We start from the raw sequence: 23,891 nt of genomic DNA, 5'->3' as shown, positions 1-23,891 counted from the left end.
GGTTCAGGACGACTCGCGCACCACCAGCTCCGTCGGCAGCGTCAACTGCTGCCGAAGCGCGCCGTGTTGGGTGATGTCGGTGAGGATCCGCGCCATCGTGCGGCCCAGTTCCTCCACCGGCTGACGCACCGTCGTCAAAGGCGGGTTGGTGTGGCGGGCGAGGACGGAGTCCTCGAATCCGACGACGGCGACATCGCCGGGCACCTGCCGCTTGTGGCGGCGCAGTTCGGCCAGGGCGCCGACCGCCATCAGGTCGGAGGCGGCGAAGACGGCGTCCAGGTCCGGGGCGCGTTCAAGAAGCGAACGCATCGCGCGGCTGCCGCCCTTCTCTGTGAAGTCACCAGTCTCAGCCAGGAGTTCACTTGCCGGCACCCCCGCTTCCCGGTGGGCGTCACGCCAGCCGGCGAGCCGGCTGCGGCCGACGTCCATGTCCAGCGGTCCGGTGATCGTGGCGATCCTGGTTCTGCCGCCGCGCAGCAGGTGCCGGACCGCCTCGGCGGCGCCTCCGGCGTTGTCCGAGCCGACGTAGCTCAGCCGTTCGCCCGCATCGCGGCGGCCGGCCAGCACGGTGGGCAGCCCCATCTCCTCCAGCATGCCCGGCAGCCGGTCCTCGGCATGGACGGAGACCAGAAGAACGCCGTCCACACGGCGCGTTGCCACCGACTCGGTCAGCTGGTCCCGTTCGGCCTGGTCACGGACGAGCATCAGCTGGAGCTGGGTCCTGCTTTCGGCGAGGGCGCCGCTGACGCCCCGGATCAGCGCGGCGAAGAACGGTTCCGAACCGAGCCGGCTCTCCGACTCCGGGATCACCAGGGCCACGGCGTTGGTCCGGTTGGTCACCAGGCCGCGGGCGACCGAGTTCGGAACGTAGTTGAGCTCCTTGATCGCCGCCAGGACCCTGGACCGCGCGTCGGCACTGACGAGATCCGATCCGTTGACGACGCGGGACACCGTGGTCCGGCCCACGCCGGCACGGGCGGCGACGGTTTTGATCGTGGGACGGCGATCCCCGGCCATGTGCTCCCCCTCTTCGGCGGTCGCGGCGACACCGGCCGCGGAGTTGACCAGCGGCAATTCTTGCAGACAGCGCAAGAGCGCAAGCGCGTCGGGGCCAGGGGGCCGAACGGCGGACACCGGTCCCGGATCACAAGTTGTGTTCAAGTCATTGACAGACCGGCTGTGCTGCCAGGAGTCTTCGGTCCAGCGATGGGAACGTGCCCACCTCGAAGTGGGCACGTTCCCACCCCATTGCCAGAGCCGCTGTGGTCATCGCAGAAATCGTCACTCCGGTGCGTCAGCGCCGTCGCTAGGAGGAGATCCATGGGCAGTCCCGGTTCGTTGCGTACGAGGGCGGTGGCGGCGACCGCGGTCGTCGGCGCGCTGACGCTCGTCGTCGGCTGCAGCAGCAGTGACGATTCGGCCACGGGTGGTGGCAAGAAGGACGGCAAGGTCACCATCACCATGGGCCTGTACGGGGTGATGGGCATCAAGGAGACGGGCCTTCTCGAGCAGTACGAGAAGGAGAACCCGGACGTCGACATCAAGGCCGAGATCGCCGGTGACGAGCAGACGTACTACACCGCGCTGCAGACCAGGCTCGCCGCAGGCAAGGGCCTGAAGGACATCCAGGGCATCGAGATCGGCCGGGCCAAGGAGATCACCGAGACCCAGGCGGACAAGTTCGCGGATTTCTCCGGTGTACCGGGCACCGACCACTTCCTGCCGTGGAAGGAGTCCCAGATCAGTACCCAGGACGGCAAGGTGCTGGGTCTGGGTACCGACATCGGCCCGATGGCCGTCTGTTACCGCAAGGACTACTTCGAGCAGGCCGGCCTGCCCACCGACCGCGAGGAGGTCGCCAAGCTGTGGGAGGGCGACTGGCAGAAGTACGTCGAGGTCGGCCGCACCTTCAAGAAGGACTTCAAGGGTGACGACGTGTCCTACATGGACGCGTCCAGCGGCCTGTTCAACGCCATGGTCTACGGCTACCCCGAGCAGTTCTACGATGCCGAGGGCGAGCTGATCTACGACAAGAACCCGGCCGTCAAGGAGGCGTGGAACCTCGCCGCCGACGCCGCCGAGGACGGCCTGAGCGCCAAGCTCCGTCAGTTCCAGCCGGGTTGGGACCCGGGCCTGGCCAACGGCACGTTCGCCACGGCCGTGTGCCCGGCGTGGATGCTCAGTCACATCAGCGAGAAGGCCGGCGAGCCGAACAAGGGCAAGTGGGACGTCGCCAGGGCCCCCAAGGGCGCCAACTGGGGCGGGTCCTTCCTCGGCGTGATCGACCAGAGCCCGGTGAAGGAGGAGGCCAGGAAGCTCGTCGCCTGGCTGACCGCGCCGGAGCAGCAGGCCCACATCTTCAAGGAGATCGGCAACATCCCGTCCTCGCGAGAGGCGCTGGAGAGCGACGAGGTGAAGAACGCCGAGTCGGAGTACTTCAGCGACGCGCCGATCGGCGAGATCTTCGGCGCCGCCGCCCAGGAGATCCCCGACAAGCAGGTCCTGGGCCGCAAGGACGGCACGATCAAGGACACCTTCTCCCAGGGCCTGACTCTGATCGAGCAGCAGGACACCCCGCGTGACGAGGCGTGGAAGACCACCGCGGAGCGCATCGAGAAGGCCGTCGGCTGACCCGTCGCCCCCATCGGCCGTCCGGGCCCGTCCGCAACCTGCCGACGGGCCCGGGGCGGCTCACACATCCGCTCCCAGGAAGGAAAAGTCGGGTGGCCACCTCCACCACCAAGGCCCTGGACGGCGGGGAGCCCTCGGGCCCGCCGCCGAAGACGGACGGCGAGGGCACCGCCCGGCGGCGCGGCGCGCTGCTGCACCGGCTGGACGTCAGAGGCGCCCCGTACGCGTTCGTCGCGCCGTTCTTCGTCGTCTTCGCCGCCTTCAGCTTCTACCCCCTCGTCTACACGTCGTGGATCTCCCTGCACCGGGTGGAACTGGCCACCCTCGACGTCATGGAATGGGTGGCGTTCGACAACTACGTCGAACTCTGGAACGACGCACGGTTTTGGAACGCGCTGGCGAACACCCTCACCATCGGTGTCATCTCCACGGTGCCGCAGCTGCTGATGGCGCTCGGCCTGGCGCACCTGCTCAACTACCGGATGCGCGCCTCGCTGTTCTTCCGCGTCGCCTCGCTGGTCCCCTACGCCACCTCGGTCGCCGCCGCGGCCCTCGTGTTCACCATGATCTTCGAACGCGACTTCGGCATGATCAACTGGGCGCTCGGTGCGGTCGGCATCGACCCGGTGAACTGGGAGGCCGACAAGTGGCCCGCCCAGGTCGCGATCTCCACCATCGTCATCTGGCGCTGGACCGGCTACAACGCGCTGCTCTACCTGGCAGCCATGCAGGCGATCCCCGCCGAACGGTACGAGGCCGCCGCCATCGACGGTGCCTCCCGGTGGAAGCAGTTCACCCACGTCACCGTTCCCGGAATCCGCTCCACCATCGTCTTCACCATCGTGCTCTCCACGATCGGCGCCACCCAGCTGTTCGGTGAGCCGCTGATCTTCGGTCAGGGGCCCAACGGCGTCACCGGTGGCGCGGACAACCAGTACCAGACCCTGGGCCTGCTGCTGTACGAGGAGGGCTGGAAGAACTACCAGATGGGCCGCTCGGCCACCGTCGCGTGGGCGATGTTCCTGCTGCTCGTCCTCGTCTTCGTGGCGCAGCGCCTGATCAAGCGCCTGCGTTCCCGTACGTCCTGACCTGGAGTCGTCATGACCACCCACAGCCTCCCGGCCCGGACGGACACCCCGGCCGGGCCCCCCGCCGAGAAGCCGGTCCGCGGCGGCCGCCGGCTGATGCGCCCGCGCGCCGGCCGACAGCACCACGCGGGCCCGCTCGCCTACGTCCTGCTCGCCGTCATGGCGGTGCTGTCGATCTTCCCGCTGTACTGGACGATGGTGGCGGCCTCCACCGACAACACCCGCGTCAGCCAGACGCCGCCGCCGTTCCTGCCCGGCCCGAACCTGTTCAGCAACCTCGCCCGGGCCTGGGACGAGGCGGCCATGGGCAAGGCGATGATCAACAGCCTGATCGTGGCCGGGGTGATCGCCCTGTCCACGGTGATGTTCGCGACCCTGGCGGGTTTCGCCTTCGCCAAACTGCGGTTCAAGGGGCGCAACGCCCTGCTCATGCTGGTGATCGGCACCATGCTGGTGCCGCCGCAGCTCGGCGTCGTACCGCTGTTCATCATGATGTCCGAGCTGGGCTGGTCGCAGCAGTTGCCCGCCGTCATCTTCCCCACGCTGGTGAGCGCGGTCGGCGTCTTCTTCATGCGGCAGTACCTCTCGGAGGCGCTGCCGGACGAACTCGTCGAGGCCGGACGCGTGGACGGGGCGCACTCGCTGCGGATCTTCTGGAGCATCGTGCTGCCCGTCGCGCGGCCCGCGATGGCGGTCCTGTTCATGATCACCTTCGTGCACGCGTGGAACGACTTCTTCTGGCCGTTCGTGGTGCTCGACATGACCAACCCGACGGTTCCCGTCGCCCTCACCCAGCTCAGCGCGGGCTATGTCCGCGACCAGTCGCTGATCATGGCGGGCGCGCTGCTCGGCACCCTGCCGCTGCTGTTGATGTTCATCGTCTTCGGCCGACAGATCGTCAGCGGCATCATGGCGGGCGCCGTCAAGGGCTGACCGCCGCGTCAAGGGCCGGGCGGCCGCGCCCACCGGTGCGGCACGCAGGCGCCCGCGAACCACCCGCGCCCTCACCCCCAACGCCCGCCCCCACCACCTCGAAAGGACTTACGTGGTCACCGCAGCACAGCAGACCGCGTCCGCCCCGGACGCCGCCCGCACCTTCCCCAAGGGCTTCCTCTGGGGCTCCGCGACCGCCTCCTACCAGATCGAGGGGGCCGCCGCCGAGGACGGCCGCACACCGTCCATCTGGGACACCTACGCCCGCACCCCCGGCCGGGTCCGCAACGGCGACACCGGTGACACCGCCACCGACCACTACCACCGCTGGCGCGAGGACGTCGCCCTGATGGCCGAACTCGGCCTGGGTGCTTACCGGTTCTCCCTCGCCTGGCCCCGGATCCAGCCCACCGGCCGCGGCCCCGCCGTCCAGAAGGGCCTGGACTTCTACCGGCGGCTCGTCGACGACCTGCTGGACAAGGGCATCCAGCCCGTCGCCACCCTTTACCACTGGGACCTCCCGCAGGAGACGGAGGACGCCGGCGGCTGGCCCGAGCGCGTCACGGCCGAGCGCTTCGCCGAGTACGCGGCCCTCGCCGCGGACGCCCTGGGCGACCGGGTGAAGACCTGGACCACCTTGAACGAGCCCTGGTGCAGTGCCTTCCTCGGCTACGGCTCCGGTGTGCACGCACCCGGCCGCACCGACCCGGTCGCCGCGCTGCGCGCCGCCCATCACCTCAACCTGGGCCACGGCCTGGCCGTCCAGGCACTGCGCGACCGCCTCCCCGCCGACGCCCGGTGCTCGGTCACCCTCAACATCCACCAGGTCCGCCCGCTCACCGACGACGACGCCGACACCGACGCGGTCCGCCGCATCGACGCGCTCGCCAACCGGGTCTTCACCGGTCCGATGCTCCAGGGCGCCTACCCGGAGGACCTGCTCAAGGACACCGCGGCACTGACCGACTGGTCCTTCGTGCGCGACGGCGACCTGCGGCAGATCCACCAGCCGCTGGACTTCCTCGGCGTCAACTACTACAGCCCCACCCTCGTCTCCGCGGCCGACGGCAGCGGCACCCACACCTCCGACGGACACGGAAGGAGCACCCACAGCCCCTGGCCGGGCGCCGACAAGGTCGCCTTCCACCAGCCGCCCGGCGACACCACCGCCATGGGCTGGGCCGTCGACCCCACCGGCCTGTACGACCTGCTGCACCGCCTGGCCGCCGACTTCCCGCGGCTGCCGCTGTACATCACCGAGAACGGCGCGGCGTTCGACGACTACGCAGACCCCTCGGGCCAGGTCAACGACCCCGCCCGGATCGCGTACCTGCGCGGCCACCTGGCCGCCGTCCACCAGGCCATCGTGGACGGCGTCGACGTACGCGGCTACTTCCTCTGGTCCCTGCTGGACAACTTCGAGTGGGCCCACGGCTACAGCAAGCGCTTCGGCGCCGTCTACGTGGACTATCCGACCGGCACCCGCATTCCGAAGGCCAGCGCCCGCTGGTACGCGGAAGTGGTCCGCAGCGGCGTCCTCCCCGGCGCCTGACCGCAAGCCGGCCCGGTGCGGCACCCTCGCGGGTCCCGCACCGGGGCGGGGAAGAGCCGCCCGCGCGGTGAAATAGGGTCGCATCCATGGCCCGGTTCAAGGACTTCAACTTCAAGCTCGTCGTCATCGAGCAGCTCATGTACATCGACGAGACGCTGACCCCGCAGTTCGGTCTGGCCGGCCTCCTGAAGGAGAAGGGCCTCGGCGACGACCCCTGGCACTACGCGCAGGAGCACGACCTGGCGTACAAGGTGGTGCCCGAGGCGCGCGACTACTTCGAGTCGCTGGAGATCAGCGACGAACTTCTCGCCGGTGTAGAGGAGTTGTGCATCGACGGCGGCAACCGGGTGTACCAGGAGTGCGCACCGGTCTGGGACGGCGAGGACGATCTGTTCGACATCACCTCCCTGGACGACCTCACCCTCCTCCCGAACCTCCGCCGCGTCCTGGGTTCGGAGTTCCTGGGCCCCGGACTGACGGACGTCCTCGAAAGCCGGGGCATCACCGCCGACTAGGACCTGCCGGGACGCCCGCCACCCGTGGCGAACCGCCGCCGGACGGACGGGGTGAACGAGAACGGAGCGGCGCGTTGGTCCGGGTCGCACGAGGTGCCACCGGGTTCTGGGGACGGGGCGGCGCTCCACTGCCGCAAGCCGACGTCACGGCCTTCAAGGCCGTCTGTCACGCCGCCGCTCGATCCATTCGCGGCGGCGTCGGCGACCTGACCGCGGCCGGGGTCACGCCGGACTTCCACACCGCGCTGATCACCGCTCCTCACGAGGTGTGCACCCTCCTGTGCCACACGGTGCTCCCGGTCGTCGCTTTCACGGGCGCACCCTCCACGGGCCGGTGCGCCCGTGACCGATTTCCTGTCCCCACCGGCATGGGCGGCGGATGCGTTCGGGCGGGCCGGCTTCACGCCGCTGGACGCCGAAGAGCCGACGATGCCGTTGGCCTCGGTACACACCGGCGAACTGGCTGAGGCGGGGCTGAAGCAGGTACGCCACTGGCGGCCCGGGACGGTCGGCGAGTTGATGTTCAACCGGTGGGACCGACCCGCCCCGAAGAGATCCCTCAGGGCGTCGGGTGTGGGCGGAACGCAGATGACGGACCGGCCCCCGGAACTGTTCGCAGCCGTCGACCCGCCGCTCGCCGTCGTGGACGACGGCATCCACCTCGAGGACCGCGGCCGGCGCACCGCCGACCTGCAGACCGTCTTCACCGGCATCGGCCTCTGACCGGCGCCCGCACCCTGCCGCGGACCGCGCCCGGCATCCACGCGCCGGCGCGTCTCCGCCCCGGGCGTGAGCGCGGCCGCCGTCCTGCCCGTCATAGCCGCCACGTCCGTTACGGGCGCCGTGCGGCAGCCGTAGGACTCGGCCGGGCCGTACTCCACAGGTGGTTGCCCGGGGGCGAGATGCCCGGACGGCCTGGCATGCCCGATGGTCCCTGCCCCCTGCCGGAGTCCGGCCGCGCACGGCGGCCACCCGGCGCCGATCGGTCGGCGGCAATATCCGCAACAGCTCTGCGGATTATTTAGTCGAAGCTATTGTCAACAATCTTGTTGGTGGTCTAGTTTTCCTGGCACACCACACCGACCGGAAACGGAGGCACCATGCCGGGCACTACCGCCGACCGGATCCGCCAGGCCCGTCCTCGCGGCTCCCAGACCGCGATTCCGTGTCTGTTCATGCGAGGCGGCACCTCGCGCGGGCCGTTCTTCGACGCGCGGGCCCTGCCCGAGGACACCGGGAGCCGGGACGCCGTACTGCTGGCCGCGCTGGGATCGCCCGACCCGCGCCAGATCGACGGTGTCGGCGGCGCGCACCCGCTGACGAGCAAGGTCGGCCTCGTACGCCCCGGGTCGGAGCCCGGAGTGGACGTGGAGTGGACGTTCGCGCAGGTGCAGCCCGGTGCCGACACCGTGGACACCACGGCCAACTGCGGCAACATGCTCGCCGCTGTGCTGCCGTTCGCCATAGAGACGGGCATGGTCGTCCCCACCGCCGACCGCACCACGGCCCGCGTCCTCACCCGCAACACCGGCATGGTCGCCGAGATCACCGTCCTCACCCCGGCGGATGCGGCCGGGGCGCGGCACGTCGCCTACGCGGGCCCGGCCCGCGTCGACGGGGTCCCCGGCACCGCCGCTCCGGTCGAGATCGGCTTCCTGGACACCGCGGGCTCCGTGGCCGGCTCCCTGCTGCCCACCGGCAACGTGCGCGACACCGTCGACGTCCCCGCACTCGGCCCCGTCGACGTCACCCTCATCGACAACGGCCAGCCCCTCGCCGTCGTCGCGGCCTCGCGCCTCGGTGCCACCGGCTACGAGACACCGGCGGAAATCGACGCCGACGACGAGCTCAAGGCCCGCGTGGAGGCGCTGAGACTGGTCTGCGGCCGGGCCATGGGGCTGGGCGACGTCACGGACCGGAACTATCCGAAGATGACGCTGGTCGCACCACCGAGCCGGGGCGGCACCCTGTCCACACGCAGCCTCATCCCGCGGGTGTGCCACTCCTCGATCGGCGTTCTGGCCGCGGTCACGGTCGCCACCGCCCGCGTGCTCGAGGGCAGCGTGGCCGCCGATGCCGCCGATGCCGCCGATGCCACCGCTCAGATGTCCGGCGGAACGGACGCCGTTGTTATCGTCGAACACCCCTCCGGCGAGTTCACCGTCACCCTCGGCCTCGACCCGGACGACCCCCAGCGGGTCGTGCGCTCCGCACTGCTGCGCACCGCGCGCCTGCTCATGGCCGGCGACCTGCTCGTACCGAGCACGGTCTGGGCCCCCGCACGCACCATCCAGGAAGACACCGCATGATCATCGACATTCACGGCCACTACACGACCGCGCCCGCACCCCTGGGCCAGTGGCGTGAAGCCCAGGTCGCCGCGCTCACCGACCCGGCGCAGGCACCCGACCCGGGCGGCCCGGTGATCAGCGACGACCGCATCCGCGAGTCCGTCGAGGCCAACCAGTTGCGGCTCATGGACGAGCGCGGCATCGACGTGACCGTCTTCTCCCCGCGTGCCTCGTTCATGGCCCACCACGTGGGGGACTTCGCCACGTCCTCGGCCTGGGCCCGCATCTGCAACGACCTCTGCCACCGGGTCGCCGAGCTCTACCCCGAGCGCTTCGCCCCCGGCGCGATGCTGCCCCAGTCACCGGGCGCGGACCCGGCCACCGTCATCCCCGAGCTCGAACGCGCCGTGCTGGAACTGGGTGCCGTCACCGTCAACGTCAACCCCGACCCCTCCGGCGGCCACTGGACCGCTCCGCCGTTGACCGACCGGTCCTGGTACCCGGTGTGGGAGAAGCTCACCGAGCTGGACGTACCCGCCATGGTGCACGTCTCCACCAGCTGCAACCCCGCCTTCCACACCACCGGCGCGCACTACCTCAACGCCGACACCACCGCGTTCATGCAACTGCTCGCGGGGGACCTGTTCGCCGATTTTCCCGGGCTGCGCCTGATCATCCCGCACGGCGGCGGTGCGGTGCCCTACCACTGGGGCCGTTTCCGCGGCCTGGCGCAGGCGCTGGGCCGGCCGGAGCCGGAACAGGCACTGCTGCGGAACGTCTTCTTCGACACCTGCGTCTACCACCAGCCCGGTATCGATCTGCTGCTGGACGTGATCCCGACCGGCAACGTCCTGTTCGCCTCGGAGATGATCGGCGCCGTACGCGGCATCGACCCGCGCACCGGCCACCACTTCGACGACACCCGCCGCTACGTCGAGAACGCCGGACTCTCCCCCCGGGACCTGGCCGCCGTCCAGGAGCTCAACGCCCGGCGCGTCTACCCGCGCCTGGACGCACGCCTGACCGACCAGGGCCGCTGACCCCCGACGCCGCGCGCCGTCGATCACGCCCGTCACGCCCCACGCATCACGCACCACGCAAGGAGCCGCCCCATGCATGAACTCGGAGTCGTCCACCGCACCGTCCCGCGCGCCGACCGCGCGGCCGTCGACGCCCTGTCGCGCTTCGGGGTGGCCACCGTCCACGAGGCCATGGGCCGCCTCGGCCTGATGCGCCCCTACCTCCGGCCCGTCTACGAGGGCGCGAAGATGTGCGGCACCGCCGTCACCGTGCTGCTCCAGCCCGGCGACAACTGGATGCTGCACGTGGCCGCCGAGCAGGTGCGGGACGGCGATGTCGTCGTCGCCGGCTGCACCACCGAGAGCGAGGACGGGTTCTTCGGCGAACTCCTCGCCACCTCCCTGCGCGCCCGCGGCGCCAGAGGGCTGGTCATCGACGGGGGCTGCCGCGACGTCGACGAACTCCGCCGGATGGACTTCCCCGTCTTCTCCCGCGCCATCAACGCCAAGGGCACCGTCAAGGCCACGCTCGGCTCGGTGAACGTGCCCGTGGTCGTCGCCAACGCACTCGTCAACCCGGGCGACGTGATCGTCGCGGACGCCGACGGCGTCGTCGTCGTCCCCGCGGCCCGGGCCGCCGAGGTCGCCGAGGCCGCCGAGCGGCGCGAGGCGGCGGAGGAAGGCAAACGGCAGCGGTTCCGCGCCGGCGAACTCGGCCTGGACCTGTACGGAATGCGCGACCGGCTGGCCGGGCTCGGCCTCGGCTACGTCGACTGACCACCCCCGAGGAGCAGACCCCATGACCGACGAGACCCCGGCCGTCACCCCCGGCTGGCTCGACTGGTGCCGTGATCCCGCCGAGCCCGTCTTCCAGCTCCCCGACGGAGCCGTGGACGCCCACTGCCACGTCTTCGGCCCCGCCGCCGAATTCCCGTACGCGCCCGAGCGCAAGTACACGCCGGTCGACGCCTCCAAGCACGACCTGTTCGCGCTCCGTGACCACCTCGGCGTCTCCCGCAACGTCATCGTGCAGGCCACCTGCCACGGCGCCGACAACAGTGCCCTGGTGGACGCCCTGACGGCCGCCGGCGGGCGCGCTCGCGGCGTGGCCACCGTGCGTCCCGACGTCACCGACGAGGAGCTGCGGCGGCTGCACGACGCCGGGGTGCGGGGAGTGCGCTTCAACTTCGTCCGGCGCCTGGTCGACGCCGTGCCCACCGAGGCCCTGCGGACCATCGCCGGCCGGATCGCACCGCTGGGATGGCACGTCGTCCTCTACTTCGAGGCCGCCGACCTGGACGAGCTGGCGCCCTTCTTCGCCTCCCTGCCGGTGCCGCTCGTCGTCGACCACATGGGCCGCCCCGATGTCACCCGGGACCCGGACGGCCCTGAGTTCGCCCGATTCCTGCGGTTCGTCGAGTCCAACGACGTTTGGGTCAAGGTCTCCTGCCCCGAACGCCTCACCGTCACCGGACCGCGTGCCCGGGACGGGGAGCGCGACGCCTACCGGGACGTCGTGCCGTTCGCCCGGAAGGTCGTCGACGAGTTCACCGACCGGGCCCTGTGGGGCACCGACTGGCCACACCCCAACCTCAAGGACCACATGCCCGACGACGGACTCCTCGTCGACCACATCCCGCACGTGGCCCCGACCCCGCGCCTGCAGCAGGCCCTGCTGGTCGACAACCCCATGCGCCTCTACTGGCCCGAAGAGACCGACTGACCACGACCTTTGACACGGCGACGGCGCCGGGTCCCCATCCCTGGAGCGGGCAGTGCAGCACCTTCCCACCACCAACGCGGCCAACCGGCTCGACCGGTTGCCCATCTCGAAGTTCCACAAAGTCACCCTCGTCGCCGTGGCGTTCGCCTACTTCTTCGAGTTCGCGGACATCAACACCTTCGCCATCACGGCCCCGGTCGTGCGTGAGCAGTGGGACGCCGACGTCAACGCCATCGCCTATGTGACCTCGCTGTCCTTCGTGGGCATGTTCATCGGCTCGGTCGTGGCCGGCGGACTGGCCGACCGGCTGGGCCGCAAGCCGACGCTCACCCTGACCACCGTGTGGTTCGCCGTGTGGTCCTTCGCGTGCGTGTTCGCCTGGGACATCTGGTCCCTGGGCGTCTTCCGTGTGCTGACCTCGGCGGGACTGTCCGCGATGACCGTGGTCGCCGTCGTCTACATCAGCGAGCTCTACCCCCGCGCCAAGCGGGGCAAGTTCCAGGCGTACGCCATCGTCATCGGCATCTGCGGCACCCCCGTCACCAACCTCATCGCCTCCGCCGTCGTGCCGGTCAACGACTGGTCCTGGCGCCTGGTCTATCTGTGGGGCTCCCTGGGCGTCCTGTTCCTGATCTTTCTGCGGAAGATCGTGGAGTCCCCGCAGTGGCTCGAGTCCCGCGGCCGCCACGAGGAGGCCGAAGCCATCCTGGCCCGCATCGAGGCGGAGGCCGAAGCCGAGCACGGCCCACTGCCCGACGTGCAGGCCCCGCAGCCCCAGGCCCCGGCCACCAGGACCGGCCTGCACATGCTCAAGGACAAGAAGTTCCTCTACCCGACGATCCTGCTGTCGGCGCTCTGGATCACCCAGACCATCGGCTTCTTCGGCTACTCCAGCTGGGCGCCCACCCTGCTGGCCGCCGAGGGCGTCAGCGTGGAGGACTCGATCTTCTACGTCGCCCTGACCACGATCGGAGCGCCGCTCGGCTCCTACCTCGCCGCGATGGTCACCGACCGGTTCGAACGCAAATGGTGCCTGGTCGTCTTCGGCCTGATCATCGCGGCGTCCGGCCTCCTCTACGGGCTGACCTTCACCCCGCTGCTCATCGTCGTCTTCGGCTTCCTGGTGAACCTCTTCGAACGCGGCTACACCGCCCTGGCCTACGCGTACTCGCCCGAGCTCTACGACACCAAGGGCCGCTCGCTCGGCACCAGCATCTCCTACGGTCTGGGGCGGCTGTCGAACGCGGTCGGCCCGCTCATGATCGCCGGAATCTACAACGGGGCCGGCTACCAGGCGGTCTTCTTCTTCATCGCGGGCACCTGGACCGTCGGCGCCGTCGTGCTGGCCCTCTTCGGCCCCGCCACCCGCAAGATGCGGCTGGCGGCGGAGGCCGGGGCCGCGGCGAAGACGCGCCTGGACAAGGCGTCCGCGACGGCCTGAACACCCACGTCACCACACCCGGCCACGGGGCCCGGCGACCGCCGGGCCCCGTCCGTGCGCCGACTGCCGCGGCCCCGTGGCCGGGCGTGGTGCAGGGGAGGGCCGGCGAGGTGCCCGGGGACTGCTCGCGGCGGCCCACGGGAGCTGGCCGAACCCGCCGAGTGCCGGGTCTCAGGACGCGGGCGGAGTGAGGACCACGAAGTCCGCGTTCCACGGGTCGAGGCAGACGGCGAGCCGGCCGACGCCCTCGGCGTCCTCCGGGCCCATCTGCACGCTGCCCCCGTTGCCGGTGGCCGCGGCGACCGCGGCGTCGCAGTCGGCGACGGCGAAGACCGGGTGCCAGTACGGGTGCCCGCCGGCCGGTGCGAGGTCCTCCCGGCTCAGCTCCATGAGGCCGCCGTGCATGCGCTCCCCGGGAAGCCCGGCGGGAGTGATGAGGTGGTACGTGCCTCCGCCACCCGGCATGTCCATGTCGCTGAACTGCCAGCCGAAGACGCCACCGTAGAACTCCTTCGCGGCCGTCGCGTCGCTCGTGTGCAGCTCGGTCCAGCACAGGGAGCCCGGCCGGTCCACCAACTCGACGCCCTTGCTGGTTCCCGGCTGCCACACGGCGAACTGGCCTCCCAGCGGATCGCTGTACTGTGCCGTCCGGCCCCACTCGTCGAGGTCCACCGGTGCCACCCGCACCGTGCCGCCCCCATCCTCCACGGCCCGGGTCGCGGCGTCCGCGTCGTCGACGCGGTAGTAGATCATCCAGGCGGAGCGTGCCCCCTCCTCGGTGAGGGTGCCGAGACCGGCGACGACCTTGCCGTCCTTCCGGAACATCCCGCCCTCCACGTCCCCCTCGACTCCCATGGACTCGAAGTCCCAGCCGAGCACCGCGCCGTAGAAGGCCGCGGCGGCCCGGACATCGGGGGTGCCCAGGTCGAGCCAACAGGGGGAGCCGGGAGCGAACTCGGTGGTGATCACGACGATTCCCTTCGCTGTTCCCGTGTCGTTCCGCGTGTTCTCAGCGTGACACCGGGCACTGACGATCGCCCCTCGACCCGCCCGGTCCCGGCCGGGAGGCCTGGACCACGCGGTGCTGTGCCGTGGAGCCGGAGGAGGAGCGCCGGATATTAGTCGGTTATTAGTCGTCCCGCCCCTCTTGACCCCTCCCTCGACGCGGCGGCAAAGTCATCGCTAATCCGCATTAGCACTGCACAGGTGTCCCGCAGCACGAACCTAATGCGTATTAGTCAAAGGGGTGGAGCATGGCGGAAAAGATCCCTTCCGTGCAGCGGCGCGGCCGGCCGCGCCAGGCCGAGGTGGCCCGGCTCGCCGGGGTGTCCCAGACCACGGTGTCGCTGGTGCTCGGCGGCAACAAGCAGGGCATCGCCCTGCACGAGGACACCCGTGCACGGGTGCTGGCCGCCGCACGCGAGCTCGGTTACGTGCCCGACCCCGCCGCCCGCCGCCTCGCCGCCGCCCGGAACAATCTCCTCGGCGTCTTCAGTTTCACCGCCACCTTCCCGACCGCCGTGGAGCACTCGTACTACCCGTTCCTCGTCGGCGTCGAGCAGGAGGCCGCCGCCCAGGGCTACGACCTGGTGCTCTTCACCGGCTCCAGCTCCGGCGGCGCGCAGGCGGGGGAGCCCGGCGCGCTGAACCGGGTGCGTCTCGCGGACGGGTGTCTGTTTCTCGGCCGCCACGTCCCGGACGACCAGTTGCGCCGGCTCGTCGCCGACGGCTACCCGGCCGTGCACATCGGCCGCCGCGACGAACCGGAGGGACTCGCCTGGGTCGGCGCCGACTACGTCGCCGCCGGCGCCGAGGTCGTACGGCACCTGGCCGGGCTCGGGCACCGGCGTGTCGTCCTCGTCCGCGAGGACGACGACGCCCCCGCCTCCACCGACCGCGAGCGCGGCTTCCGCACCGGGCTCGCCGAGTGCACCGGACCGCGCGCCGCGGACGACCCCGCGGCCGTGGTCCGCACCGCGCACCCCGCGGGCGACATCACGCCCGCGTGGGTGCGTGCCCGGCTCGCCGAGGGCGCCACCGCCTTCGTCGCCGAGGAGACCGACACCGGCGCCGCCTGGCGGGCGCTGCACACGGCCGTCGCCGCCGCCGGGCTCGACGTGCCCGGGGACGTGTCGCTGGCGCTGCTCGGGTCCCCGCCCGCCGACCTGGCCGCCGCCCGGTCACCGACCGGCTTCGACGTCCCCCGGGCCGAACTGGGCGCCGCCGCGGTCCGCATGCTCACCGCACAGCTCTCCGGCCAGAAGCGTGCCGAGCCTCTCGTGGCCTGCGGCTTCCGCGCCGGGCACACCACGGGCCCGCCGCCCGGCGGGGCCTGCTGACAGCACCTCCCGTCCCACACCCGGTCCGCCGCGGCTGCGGTGGACCACCGACGCCGTACGCAACCCGCAAGGAGTCAGCACCGTATGCCCATCCTCACCGGCACCCCCACCGAGACCGAGGTCCTCATCACGGGCGGCGGCACGGGCGGTGTGGCCGCCGCGCTCGCCGCCTGCCGTGCGGGGCGTACCGTCGTCCTCACCGAGGAGACCGACTGGATCGGCGGCCAGCTCACCTCGCAGGCCGTCCCGCCGGACGAACACCCGTGGGTCGAGCAGTTCGGTGTCACGGCCACCTACCGGGCGCTGCGCGAATCGATCCGCTCCCACTACCGGCAGTGGTACCCGCTGCGCGCCGAAGCGCTGGACCTGCCGCTGCTCAACCCCGGGGCCGGCCGCGTCAGCAAGCTCTGCCACGAGCCGCGCGTCGCCGTCGCCGTACTGGAGTCGATGCTCGCCCCGCACGTCGCCGCCGGCCGGCTCACCGTGCTGACCCACACCCGGCCCGTCGCCGCCGACACCGACGGCGACCTGGTCCGCGCCGTCACCCTCGAGGACGTCCGCGACGGAGCCCGGCACACCGTCGCCGCCTCCTACGTCCTCGACGCCACCGAGACCGGCGAGCTGCTGGAACTGGCGGACGTCGAGCACGCGCTGGGAGCCGAGGCCCGCTCCGAGTACGACGAGCCGCACGCCCCCGAGACCGCCGACCCGCTCAACCAGCAGGGCATCACCGTCTGCTTCGCCCTCTCCCACCACCAGGGCGAGAACCACACCGTCGACCGCCCCGCCGACTACGACTTCTGGCGCTCCTACCGGCCGGACTTCTGGCCCGGCCCGCTCCTCGGCTTCCTCGCGCCCGACCCCCGTTCCCTGGAGGCCGTGCCGCGCACCTTCGAGCCCAACCCCGACGTCGACCCGCTCGACGTCAGCGCCGACCAGAGCGCCGACGCCGGCGACAAGGAACTGTGGGGCTTCCGCCGCATCCTCGCCCGCAAACTGCACCGCCCCGGCGCGTTCGACTCCGACATCACCCTGGTCAACTGGCCGCTCAACGACTACTGGCTCAAGCCGCTCATCGGCGCCGGCGAGGAGACCGGCCGCGCCGCCGTCACCGAGGCCCGCCGGCTGTCGCTGTCCGTCCTGTACTGGCTGCAGACCGAGGCCCCCAGGACCGACGGCGGCACCGGCTTCCCCGGCCTGCGACTGCGCCCCGACATCACCGGCACCACCGACGGCCTCGCCAAGGCCCCGTACGTACGCGAGTCCCGCCGCATCAAGGCCCTCACCACCGTCACCGAGCACGACGTCGCCATCGACCTCGTCGGCCCGTACGGCGGCACTCGCCACCGCGACTCCGTCGGCGTCGGCGCCTACCGCATCGACCTGCACCCCTCCACCGGCGGCGACAACTACATCGACATCGGCTCCGTGCCCTTCGAGATCCCCCTCGGCGCGCTGGTGCCGCGCCGGGTGCGCAACCTGCTGCCCGCCGGCAAGAACATCGGCACCACCCACATCACCAACGGCTGCTACCGCCTCCACCCCGTCGAGTGGAACATCGGCGAGGTCGCCGGCGCGCTCGCCGCGCACTGCCTGGAGGAGGGGGTCCGCCCGCACCAGGTGCAGGAGGAGGACAAGCGGCTGGAGGAGTTCACCCGCGTACTCGACCGGGCGGGCGTCCAGCGCCGCTGGCCCGACGTGCGCGGCTACTGACGACGCCGTACCACCGCACCGCGGGCCGGGCGGCGCGGCGGCACCGTCCCGCCCGGCCCGCCCCGCACCGCTCTCCGTGCGCACGACACAAGGAGGTGTCCCCATCATGACCCCGCACCGCATCCGCGTCGGCATCGACGTCGGCGGAACCTTCACCGACGCCGTGGCCGTCGACTCCACCACCCTCGAACTCGTCGCCCAGGTGAAGGTCCCCACCAGCCACCATCACGAGGACGGCGTCGCCCACGGCATCGTCGAGGCGCTCGACCGGCTGCTGAAGGACGTCGGCCGCACCTCCGGGGACGTCGCGTTCCTCGCGCACGGCACGACGCAGGCCACCAACGCCCTGCTGGAGGGCGACGTCGCGCCCGTCGGCCTGATCGGCATCGGCACCGGCCCCGGCGCCCTGCCCACCAAGCGCCTCGCCGGGCTCGCCGCCCTCGAACTCGCCCCCGGAAAGCGGCTCCCGCTGCACTACGCCCACGTCGCCGACCCCGACGACACCGCGGCCGTCCGCGCCGCCGTCGACACGGTCACCGCCGCCGGAGCCGAGGTGCTGGTCGCCAGCGAGCCGTTCAGCGTCGACGTGCCGGACGGCGAGCGGGCCGTGCTGGACGCCGCGCGCGGGCAAGGGCTGCCGATGACCGCCGCGCACGAGATCACCTCGCTGTACGGGCTGCGCAAACGCACCCGCACCGCCGTGGTCAACGCGGCGATCCTGCCGCGGATGCTCGCCACCGCCGACCTGGTGGACCGCAGCATCGTGGCCGCCGGGGTGACGGCGCCGCTGATGGTGATGCGCTGCGACGGCGGCGTCATGTCGCTGGACGAGATGCGCCGCCGCCCGCTGCTCACCGTGCTGTCGGGGCCCGCCGCGGGCGTCGCCGGGGCGCTGATGCAGGAGCGGGTCAGCGAGGGCGTGTTCCTGGAGACGGGCGGCACCTCGACGGACATCAGCGTCGTCCGCCGCGGCAAGGTCGCCGTCCGGCACGCCACGATCCTCGGCAAGTCCTCCTACCTCTCCGCCCTCGACGTCCGCACCGTCGGCGTCGGCGGCGGCTCCATGGCCCGGATCGCGGGCGGCCGCGTGCACGCCGTCGGCCCGCGCAGCGCCCACATCGCCGGCCTGCCGTACGCCTGCTTCGCCGGCATCGAGGACCTGGCGGGCGCCACGCTGGCCACCGTCTCGCCCCTCGACGGCGACCCCGGCGACTACGCCGTGCTGGAGGCCGCCGGCGGCCGCTTCGCCCTGACCATGACCTGCGCGGCGAACGCCCTCGGCCGGGTGCCCGCGGGCGACTTCGCCGCCTGCGACCCCGAGGTCGCGCGCACCGCGCTGAAGCCGCTCGCCGACGCCCTCGGCACCGACGTGGCGGGTGCCGCCACCCAGCTGCTCGACGCCGGCGTGAAGCAGGTCGGGGACGTCGCCGAGGCGATGATGCGCGACTACCTGCTCGACCGCGACACCGCCGTCCTCGTCGGCGGCGGTGGCGGTGCCGCCTCGGTCACCCCGCACCTGGCCGCCGGCACCGGACTGCCCGGCCGCATAGCCCGGCACAACGAGGTCATCAGCCCCATCGGTGTCGCCCTCGCCCTCGTCCGCGAACAGATCGAGCGGATCATTCCCGGCGCCACGCAGGAACAGATCCTCGGCGTACGCGGCGAGGCCGAGGCCGCCGTCGTCGCGCAGGGCGCCGCCCCCGGCGCCGTGGAGGTCGAGGTCACCGTCGACCCGCAGACCCACACCGTACGGGCCGTCGCCACCGGTGCCACCGAACTGCGCACACAGGACCGCGCCCACCGCGCCGACGCCGCCGAGCGGCTGGACGTGGCGGCGGCCGGCTTCAAGACCGACCCGTCCGCCGTCCGGGTGCTCGCCACCACACCCGCGCACACCGTCTACGGCACCGAGCAGCGCCGCCGCTTCCGCAGGACCAGGCACCCGGTGCGGGTCGTCGACGCCGACGGCGTGGTGCGGCTGCACGCCGCCGACGCCAAGGTCGCCACGACCACCGTCGGCGAGGCACCCGAGCTCCTCGCCGACCTGGTCCGCAACGCCACCTCCTACGGCGACGGCGGTGTCCGGGCCCCCGCGCTGCGGCTGCTGCTCGGCTCCCGGATCGCCGACCTCTCCGGCGTCTTGGAGGCGGGGCCGCTCCTGGCCCTGGCCCGCAGCGAACTGCGCTCGCGCGCGGCGGACGAGCCGGTCGTGGCGGTCGTGGAGGTGCGCTCATGAGTACGCGGACACCCCGGACCCGCGCCGGACGCGCGAGCGCCCCGCCCGCCGCGCTTTCGACGGATCCGGCCGGACACGGCGGCGGCCCGGCCACCGGGACGGGCGGCCTCCGCGCGGCAGAGGCGAAGGCCCCGGGGAGGGGGCCGCACCGTACCGGCACCGCACTCCTCACCCTCCCCCCGGCCCGCCGCGAGGCGCTGCGCGCCGCCTGCGCGCGGCTGGCGGCACTGGACGACACCGAGTTCGGCGTACGCCTGCTCGCCAACACTCCGACGCACGAGATCCGCGACGAGGCGCGGCTGCGCCGCTGGGCGCGGACGGCGACCGCGTTCGGTGCGGAACTGGCGGCGAGCACGGCGCCGGCAGCGACCGCCGCCGGGTCCGGCCCGAAGAGCGAGGTCGTGCCCGCCGCCCCCGCGGGCGGCCCGCACGGGACCCGCGTCGTCGAGAGCACCGGCGGACTCGACCGACTGCTCCTCGCCCGGTACGTCTCCCGCCCCGTGCCCACCGTCGAGCTGTACACCGACACCGTCGCCCTCGGCGAGCGGCTGGTGGACGCACTCGGCTGGCGGCACTGGTACCCCGCCGGATCGCTGCGGGCCGCGGCCCTCGCCCACGAGGAGGCCCACTGCCTGCTGCACGGCGACGCCCGTGCACGCCGCGCACTGCGAGACCGGCTCGGCCACACCGCCCTGCGGTTCGGGCGGCTCCGCGTCCCCGGCCACGTCGCCGGAGCCGACGAGCTCGCGGCACACGCGTACGCGGGTGCCGTCTGCGGCCTGCGCCGCACCCCGCTCCTCCTCACCGCCGCGCTCATGAGCGCGGTCCAGGCCCTCCGAGAGGACTGAGGCCCGCCATGGGAATGGTCATTCTGCTGCTCATGCTTGCCGGGGTCGGGCTCATGCTCACCCGCAAGCTGCCCACCGCCTTCGCCCTCGTGCTCCTCGGCGTCGCCATCGCGATCGTCGCCGGAGCACCCCTCACCGGTGAGAACAGCATTCTGGACACGGTGCTCCAGGAGGGCTCGACGGCGCTCGCCGCGACCATGCTCGCCGTGCTCATCGGTTCCTGGCTCGGCAAGCTGATGGAGGAGACCGGCATCGCCGGCACCCTCGTCCGCAAGATCGTCGAGTTCGGCGGCGACCGCCCGACCGTCGTCGCCCTCGGCGTCCTCGCCGTCTCCGCCCTCGTCGGCACCGTCACCGGCTCCGCGCCCGCGGCGATGATGGCGGGCATCATCGGCATCCCCGCGATGATCGCGGTCGGCGTGCCGAAGACCACCGCCGCCGGCATCATCCTCATGGGCATCGCCGCCGGGCTGCCGTTCGAGCTGCCCGTCTGGCAGTTCTTCTCCACCGCGCTGGAGCTGCCGATCGACACGGTGAAGAGCTTCATGATGAGGCTGTTCCCGTTCGCGGCCTTCTTCGCCGTGCTCTTCGTGCTCGTCGAGACCCGCCGCAAGGGAGTCGAGCACGCCTGGTCGCTGGCGTCGGCCGGAGAGCGGGCCGGGGACGGCGACAGCCCGCAGAGCCCGGGTGAACGGCGACGGAACCGCGCCCGCCACATGGGCGACGCGCCCTGGTACGCGCTGCTCGCCCCCGCCGTGCCGCTGGTCCTCGCGCTCGGCTTCGAGCTGGCCGTCATCCCGTCGATGCTCGCGGGCGTGCTGTGGGCACTGGTGACCACCACCCGGCCGGGGCAGCTCAACAAGAGACTCCTGCGCACCCTCTACGGCGGTTTCGAGATCGCCGCCCCGCCCATCGCGCTCTTCATCGCGATCGGCATCCTGCTCGCCGCGGTGAAGCTTCCCGGCGCCGTCGAGGCACTGGATCCGCTGGTGAAAGCCGTCGCACCGGACAACCCCGTCGTCTTCGTGCCGGTGTTCACCCTCCTCGTGCCGCTGTGCCTCTACCGCGGCCCGTTGAACGTCTACGGCCTCGGCGCCGGGATCGCCGGCGTCCTCATCGCCGCCGGCATCTACCCGGCCGTCGCCGTGCTGGGCCTGACCGCCTCGTACAACCAGGTGTTCGGCGTCAGCGACCCGACCAGTACCCAGACCGTGTGGGCGGCGCAGTACGCCGGCGTCAGCCCGCAGCAGGTCATGCTGCGCACCCTGCCCTACGTGTGGTGCGTCGCGCTCGGCGGCCTGATCGTCACCGCCACCACCCAGTTGTGAGCAGCCCGCAGCCGTCCCGACCCGACACGAGGAGCCGTAACGCCATGACGCTCGACCGCCGCCTCTTCCTGCGCACCGCCACCGCCGGCGGCGCCCTGCCCGCCCTCGGAGCGCAGGGCACCGCCACGGCCTCCGCCGCCCCCGCAGGCTTCCCCGACTACCGCCACGTCCGCACACTGCTCACTCCCGAGCAGCTCTCCTACAACTCCAGTACCCGAAGCCCGCTGCGTCGGTAAGCCGGGCGAGGTCCGAGCAGCCGTACTTTGGGACGGTACGTACGACCCTTCACCGACGCCTATGTTGACGACAACTGGCAGCTCAAAAACGCAGGCGCACCCTGAGCCCCTTCCACGACCAGGTTCGGATCGTCGACGAGCCACCGCCGGACGATGCGGGCTTCGAACGCGGTGGCCGGCTTCTGACGAGTGCCGGGCGGGGCATGGGGATGATGAGCTCGGCTCTGTTTCCCGGTGGGCAGGTCGGCAGGCACGTCCACGGTGCCGCCGGCCCGGAGGATCCGGGACACCGGGGCCTACCGGGCAGTTGGGCTTCCAACTGCCCGGTAGCGGATCAGGCGTTGATCAGGCCGCCCCCGTCCGCATGGAGGTTCTGCCCCGTGATCCACCGGCTGTCGTCCGAGGCGAGGAACACGGTCACCGGTGCGACATCCGCGTAGGGGTTTCCGGCGCGGCCGAACGGGTTGTTCACGAAGCTCTTCTCGATGTGTTCGCGGGTCTGGGGTTCCATCCAGTCGAGCCCGCCGGAGATGTTGTCCGTCATGCCGTTGGGGCACAGCGTGTTGACGCGAATGTTGTACCGCCCCCATTCCCTCGCCACGACGCGCGAGAGCCCTCGGACCGCCTCCTTCGACGCCGCATACGGGGCATACAGCGCGTCGCCCATCACACCGGCTTCCGAGGCGAAGTTGATGATGGACGCGCCGGCTCCGGGCCGGTCGCGCATGTAGGGGAAGCAGAGCTTCATGAGGTGCCAGTAGGCGTATACGGAGCTGCGCATCTCGACATCGAGGTCGTCGATGGTCTTCTCGAGGAACGGGGCCGGGACGGTGATGGTGTGGGCGTTGTTGACGAGGACGTCGACGACGCCGAACTTTTCGACGGTCGCGGCCACGAACGCGGACAGCGCGTCGTAGTCCATGATGTCGACCGGCATCGCCAGGACCTCGGCGCCCCGGTCCTCGCAGAGCTTCCTGGTGTCGGCGAGCTTGCTCTCGGTCCTCGCGCATATCGCGAGGTTGGCGCCCTCTTCGGCGATCCGGATCGCCTGTTGCTTGCCCAGGCCCGAGGAGGCTCCGGTGAGCAGTACGACTTTCCCGTCCAGCTTTCCCATGGGTCTTCCTTCTTGGTATCGAGAGGTTTTTGTGTCAAGAGGCTGATGGCGGTCGGTCGGACCGTGGTGCCGAGCAGCCGTCGGGCGTGGTTCAGGGGCGCATCGTGGTGCCGCCGTCGACGCAGAGAATCTGGCCTGTCGTCCATTGGGCAAGGTCGGACAGGAGGAAAGCCACGGTGGCACCGATGTCGTCGGGCCGGCCGTGGCGGGGCGCCGGGGTGCCCGCGAGGACCATGTCGCGGAACTCTTCGGGCAGGTTCAGTTCGGCCTGCTGGGTCACGACCAGCCCGGGGGCGACGCCGTTGCAGCGGATGCCGTCCTTGCCGTAGCGGCGCGCGACATGGCGGGTGAGTGCGCCGACGCCGGCCTTGGTCACGGAGTAGGCGACCTTGTCGGGCATGCCGGCGTAGACCGCGCCGGACAGGGTGTTGACCACGGATCCGCCACCGCCGGCGATCATGTGCGGCAGTGCGTGCTTGAGTGTGAGCAGGTAGCCGGTGAGGTTGACGTCGATGGTGCGTTGCCATGCGGCCAGATCGATACCGGTCGCGTCGGTGTCCTTGGCGACCTCGTCGGGATGGATGTTGGCGGCCACGTTGAACAGACCGTCGATGCGGCCGTATGTGGTGATGGCCAGCTCGATCTGCTGCTCGACCTGGTTGTCGTCCGCGATGTCGGCGACGGTGGCGATGCCCTCGCCGCCGGCGTCCCGGGCGGCCTGAACGGTGGCTCGGGCCGACGCCTCGACGACGTCGCCGACTACGATCCGGGCGCCCCCCGCACCGAGGAACTTCGCTGCGGCTGAGGCGATTCCGCCGGCGCCGGCGAAGACGATGACCTTGTCGTGCAAGCCTTGCATGGACGAACTCCTACGCGCTGGGTGA

At 71.5% G+C, this 23,891-nt stretch carries 21 protein-coding genes; 17 read left to right on the top strand and 4 right to left on the bottom strand.

Translation table 11 applies throughout. The features are described 5' to 3' along the window. Positions 1–3: 3 nt before the first annotated feature. Positions 4–1,017: a LacI family DNA-binding transcriptional regulator gene (locus ACFWVE_RS12015; RefSeq protein WP_384011513.1), complete on the bottom strand. Its 1,014-nt coding sequence runs from the start codon at positions 1,015–1,017 to the stop codon at positions 4–6. A gap of 303 nt (positions 1,018–1,320) precedes the next feature. On the opposite strand from ACFWVE_RS12015, the gene ACFWVE_RS12010 reads away from it, so the two are divergent. The 11 genes from ACFWVE_RS12010 to ACFWVE_RS11960 all read left to right on the top strand — a co-directional run bounded on the left by ACFWVE_RS12010 (position 1,321) and on the right by ACFWVE_RS11960 (position 13,193). Then, a complete protein-coding gene (locus tag ACFWVE_RS12010; RefSeq protein WP_384011428.1) occupies positions 1,321–2,631 on the top strand; it encodes an ABC transporter substrate-binding protein in 1,311 nt (436 codons plus the stop codon). A gap of 92 nt (positions 2,632–2,723) precedes the next feature. Then, positions 2,724–3,719 (top strand): carbohydrate ABC transporter permease, encoded by a 996-nt coding sequence (locus ACFWVE_RS12005; RefSeq protein ID WP_384011427.1) that lies wholly within the window; start codon positions 2,724–2,726, stop codon positions 3,717–3,719. 12 nt (positions 3,720–3,731) lie between these two features. Further along, positions 3,732–4,652, top strand: a complete 921-nt coding sequence (locus tag ACFWVE_RS12000) for a carbohydrate ABC transporter permease (protein ID WP_384011424.1) — start codon at positions 3,732–3,734, stop codon at positions 4,650–4,652. A 112-nt stretch (positions 4,653–4,764) separates the two neighbouring features. Further along, a complete protein-coding gene (locus ACFWVE_RS11995; RefSeq protein WP_384011421.1) occupies positions 4,765–6,204 on the top strand; it encodes a GH1 family beta-glucosidase in 1,440 nt (479 codons plus the stop codon). 86 nt (positions 6,205–6,290) lie between these two features. Further along, positions 6,291–6,719 (top strand): DUF6892 domain-containing protein, encoded by a 429-nt coding sequence (locus ACFWVE_RS11990; RefSeq protein WP_384011419.1) that lies wholly within the window; start codon positions 6,291–6,293, stop codon positions 6,717–6,719. A gap of 342 nt (positions 6,720–7,061) precedes the next feature. After that, the gene (locus ACFWVE_RS11985) at positions 7,062–7,442 is read left to right on the top strand and encodes a hypothetical protein (RefSeq protein ID WP_384011416.1); all 381 of its coding nucleotides are present in this window, start codon (positions 7,062–7,064) and stop codon (positions 7,440–7,442) included. Positions 7,443–7,819: 377 nt separating this feature from the next. After that, the gene (locus ACFWVE_RS11980; protein WP_384011415.1) at positions 7,820–9,028 is read left to right on the top strand and encodes a 4-oxalomesaconate tautomerase; all 1,209 of its coding nucleotides are present in this window, start codon (positions 7,820–7,822) and stop codon (positions 9,026–9,028) included. Then, positions 9,025–10,050 carry an amidohydrolase family protein gene (locus ACFWVE_RS11975; RefSeq protein WP_384011412.1) on the top strand — a complete coding sequence of 342 codons (1,026 nt, stop codon included), beginning with the start codon at positions 9,025–9,027 and terminating at the stop codon, positions 10,048–10,050. Before ACFWVE_RS11980 ends, ACFWVE_RS11975 begins: the two co-directional genes overlap by 4 nt. 72 nt (positions 10,051–10,122) lie before the next feature. Continuing rightward, the gene (gene ligK / locus ACFWVE_RS11970) at positions 10,123–10,806 is read left to right on the top strand and encodes a 4-carboxy-4-hydroxy-2-oxoadipate aldolase/oxaloacetate decarboxylase (RefSeq protein ID WP_384011409.1); all 684 of its coding nucleotides are present in this window, start codon (positions 10,123–10,125) and stop codon (positions 10,804–10,806) included. 22 nt (positions 10,807–10,828) lie between these two features. Next, positions 10,829–11,752, top strand: coding sequence for an amidohydrolase family protein (locus ACFWVE_RS11965; RefSeq protein WP_384011406.1), 924 nt, complete (start codon positions 10,829–10,831; stop codon positions 11,750–11,752). Between the two features lie 52 nt (positions 11,753–11,804). Then, positions 11,805–13,193: an MFS transporter gene (locus tag ACFWVE_RS11960; protein WP_384011404.1), complete on the top strand. Its 1,389-nt coding sequence runs from the start codon at positions 11,805–11,807 to the stop codon at positions 13,191–13,193. 171 nt (positions 13,194–13,364) lie between these two features. Here the strand turns inward: ACFWVE_RS11960 and ACFWVE_RS11955 are convergent, their stop codons facing one another. Then, positions 13,365–14,162 carry a VOC family protein gene (locus ACFWVE_RS11955; RefSeq protein WP_384011402.1) on the bottom strand — a complete coding sequence of 266 codons (798 nt, stop codon included), beginning with the start codon at positions 14,160–14,162 and terminating at the stop codon, positions 13,365–13,367. Between the two features lie 284 nt (positions 14,163–14,446). Here ACFWVE_RS11955 and ACFWVE_RS11950 point away from each other — a divergent pair, with 284 nt between their 5' ends. The 6 genes from ACFWVE_RS11950 to ACFWVE_RS11925 all read left to right on the top strand — a co-directional run bounded on the left by ACFWVE_RS11950 (position 14,447) and on the right by ACFWVE_RS11925 (position 21,893). Continuing rightward, a complete protein-coding gene (locus ACFWVE_RS11950; RefSeq protein WP_384011399.1) occupies positions 14,447–15,532 on the top strand; it encodes a LacI family DNA-binding transcriptional regulator in 1,086 nt (361 codons plus the stop codon). A gap of 84 nt (positions 15,533–15,616) precedes the next feature. Continuing rightward, the gene (locus tag ACFWVE_RS11945) at positions 15,617–17,245 is read left to right on the top strand and encodes an FAD-dependent oxidoreductase (RefSeq protein ID WP_384011396.1); all 1,629 of its coding nucleotides are present in this window, start codon (positions 15,617–15,619) and stop codon (positions 17,243–17,245) included. 106 nt (positions 17,246–17,351) lie between these two features. After that, positions 17,352–19,481, top strand: a complete 2,130-nt coding sequence (locus ACFWVE_RS11940; protein ID WP_384011393.1) for a hydantoinase/oxoprolinase family protein — start codon at positions 17,352–17,354, stop codon at positions 19,479–19,481. Between the two features lie 197 nt (positions 19,482–19,678). After that, positions 19,679–20,329 (top strand): hypothetical protein, encoded by a 651-nt coding sequence (locus ACFWVE_RS11935; RefSeq protein ID WP_384011509.1) that lies wholly within the window; start codon positions 19,679–19,681, stop codon positions 20,327–20,329. An 8-nt stretch (positions 20,330–20,337) separates the two neighbouring features. Further along, positions 20,338–21,657 (top strand): transporter, encoded by a 1,320-nt coding sequence (locus ACFWVE_RS11930; protein WP_384011390.1) that lies wholly within the window; start codon positions 20,338–20,340, stop codon positions 21,655–21,657. A 44-nt stretch (positions 21,658–21,701) separates the two neighbouring features. Next, the gene (locus tag ACFWVE_RS11925) at positions 21,702–21,893 is read left to right on the top strand and encodes a hypothetical protein (protein WP_384011525.1); all 192 of its coding nucleotides are present in this window, start codon (positions 21,702–21,704) and stop codon (positions 21,891–21,893) included. Between the two features lie 334 nt (positions 21,894–22,227). Here ACFWVE_RS11925 and ACFWVE_RS11920 read toward each other — a convergent pair whose 3' ends face one another. Further along, positions 22,228–23,007 (bottom strand): SDR family NAD(P)-dependent oxidoreductase, encoded by a 780-nt coding sequence (locus ACFWVE_RS11920; RefSeq protein ID WP_384011387.1) that lies wholly within the window; start codon positions 23,005–23,007, stop codon positions 22,228–22,230. Positions 23,008–23,098: 91 nt separating this feature from the next. After that, complete coding sequence (locus tag ACFWVE_RS11915; protein ID WP_384011383.1) at positions 23,099–23,866, bottom strand: SDR family NAD(P)-dependent oxidoreductase; 768 nt, start codon at positions 23,864–23,866, stop codon at positions 23,099–23,101. Positions 23,867–23,891 lie beyond the last annotated feature (25 nt).

Source organism: Streptomyces sp. NPDC058632 (assembly GCF_042717095.1).
In the GTDB taxonomy this organism is placed as follows: domain Bacteria; phylum Actinomycetota; class Actinomycetes; order Streptomycetales; family Streptomycetaceae; genus Streptomyces.
The sequence above is the reverse complement of the archived record's forward strand: the minus strand, read 5'-3'. Positions and strand labels throughout refer to the sequence as shown.

Coding starts and splice junctions, on each gene's coding strand:
- ACFWVE_RS11920 (WP_384011387.1), bottom strand. CDS start 23,007: ATGGGAAAGCTGGACGGGAAAGTCGTACTGCTCACCGGAGCCTCCTCG.
- ACFWVE_RS11940 (WP_384011393.1), top strand. CDS start 17,352: ATGACCCCGCACCGCATCCGCGTCGGCATCGACGTCGGCGGAACCTTC.
- ACFWVE_RS11930 (WP_384011390.1), top strand. CDS start 20,338: ATGGGAATGGTCATTCTGCTGCTCATGCTTGCCGGGGTCGGGCTCATG.
- ACFWVE_RS11945 (WP_384011396.1), top strand. CDS start 15,617: ATGCCCATCCTCACCGGCACCCCCACCGAGACCGAGGTCCTCATCACG.
- ACFWVE_RS11925 (WP_384011525.1), top strand. CDS start 21,702: ATGACGCTCGACCGCCGCCTCTTCCTGCGCACCGCCACCGCCGGCGGC.
- ACFWVE_RS11915 (WP_384011383.1), bottom strand. CDS start 23,866: ATGCAAGGCTTGCACGACAAGGTCATCGTCTTCGCCGGCGCCGGCGGA.
- ACFWVE_RS11965 (WP_384011406.1), top strand. CDS start 10,829: ATGACCGACGAGACCCCGGCCGTCACCCCCGGCTGGCTCGACTGGTGC.
- ACFWVE_RS12000 (WP_384011424.1), top strand. CDS start 3,732: ATGACCACCCACAGCCTCCCGGCCCGGACGGACACCCCGGCCGGGCCC.
- ACFWVE_RS11975 (WP_384011412.1), top strand. CDS start 9,025: ATGATCATCGACATTCACGGCCACTACACGACCGCGCCCGCACCCCTG.
- ACFWVE_RS12010 (WP_384011428.1), top strand. CDS start 1,321: ATGGGCAGTCCCGGTTCGTTGCGTACGAGGGCGGTGGCGGCGACCGCG.
- ligK (WP_384011409.1), top strand. CDS start 10,123: ATGCATGAACTCGGAGTCGTCCACCGCACCGTCCCGCGCGCCGACCGC.
- ACFWVE_RS12015 (WP_384011513.1), bottom strand. CDS start 1,017: ATGGCCGGGGATCGCCGTCCCACGATCAAAACCGTCGCCGCCCGTGCC.
- ACFWVE_RS11980 (WP_384011415.1), top strand. CDS start 7,820: ATGCCGGGCACTACCGCCGACCGGATCCGCCAGGCCCGTCCTCGCGGC.
- ACFWVE_RS11950 (WP_384011399.1), top strand. CDS start 14,447: ATGGCGGAAAAGATCCCTTCCGTGCAGCGGCGCGGCCGGCCGCGCCAG.
- ACFWVE_RS11990 (WP_384011419.1), top strand. CDS start 6,291: ATGGCCCGGTTCAAGGACTTCAACTTCAAGCTCGTCGTCATCGAGCAG.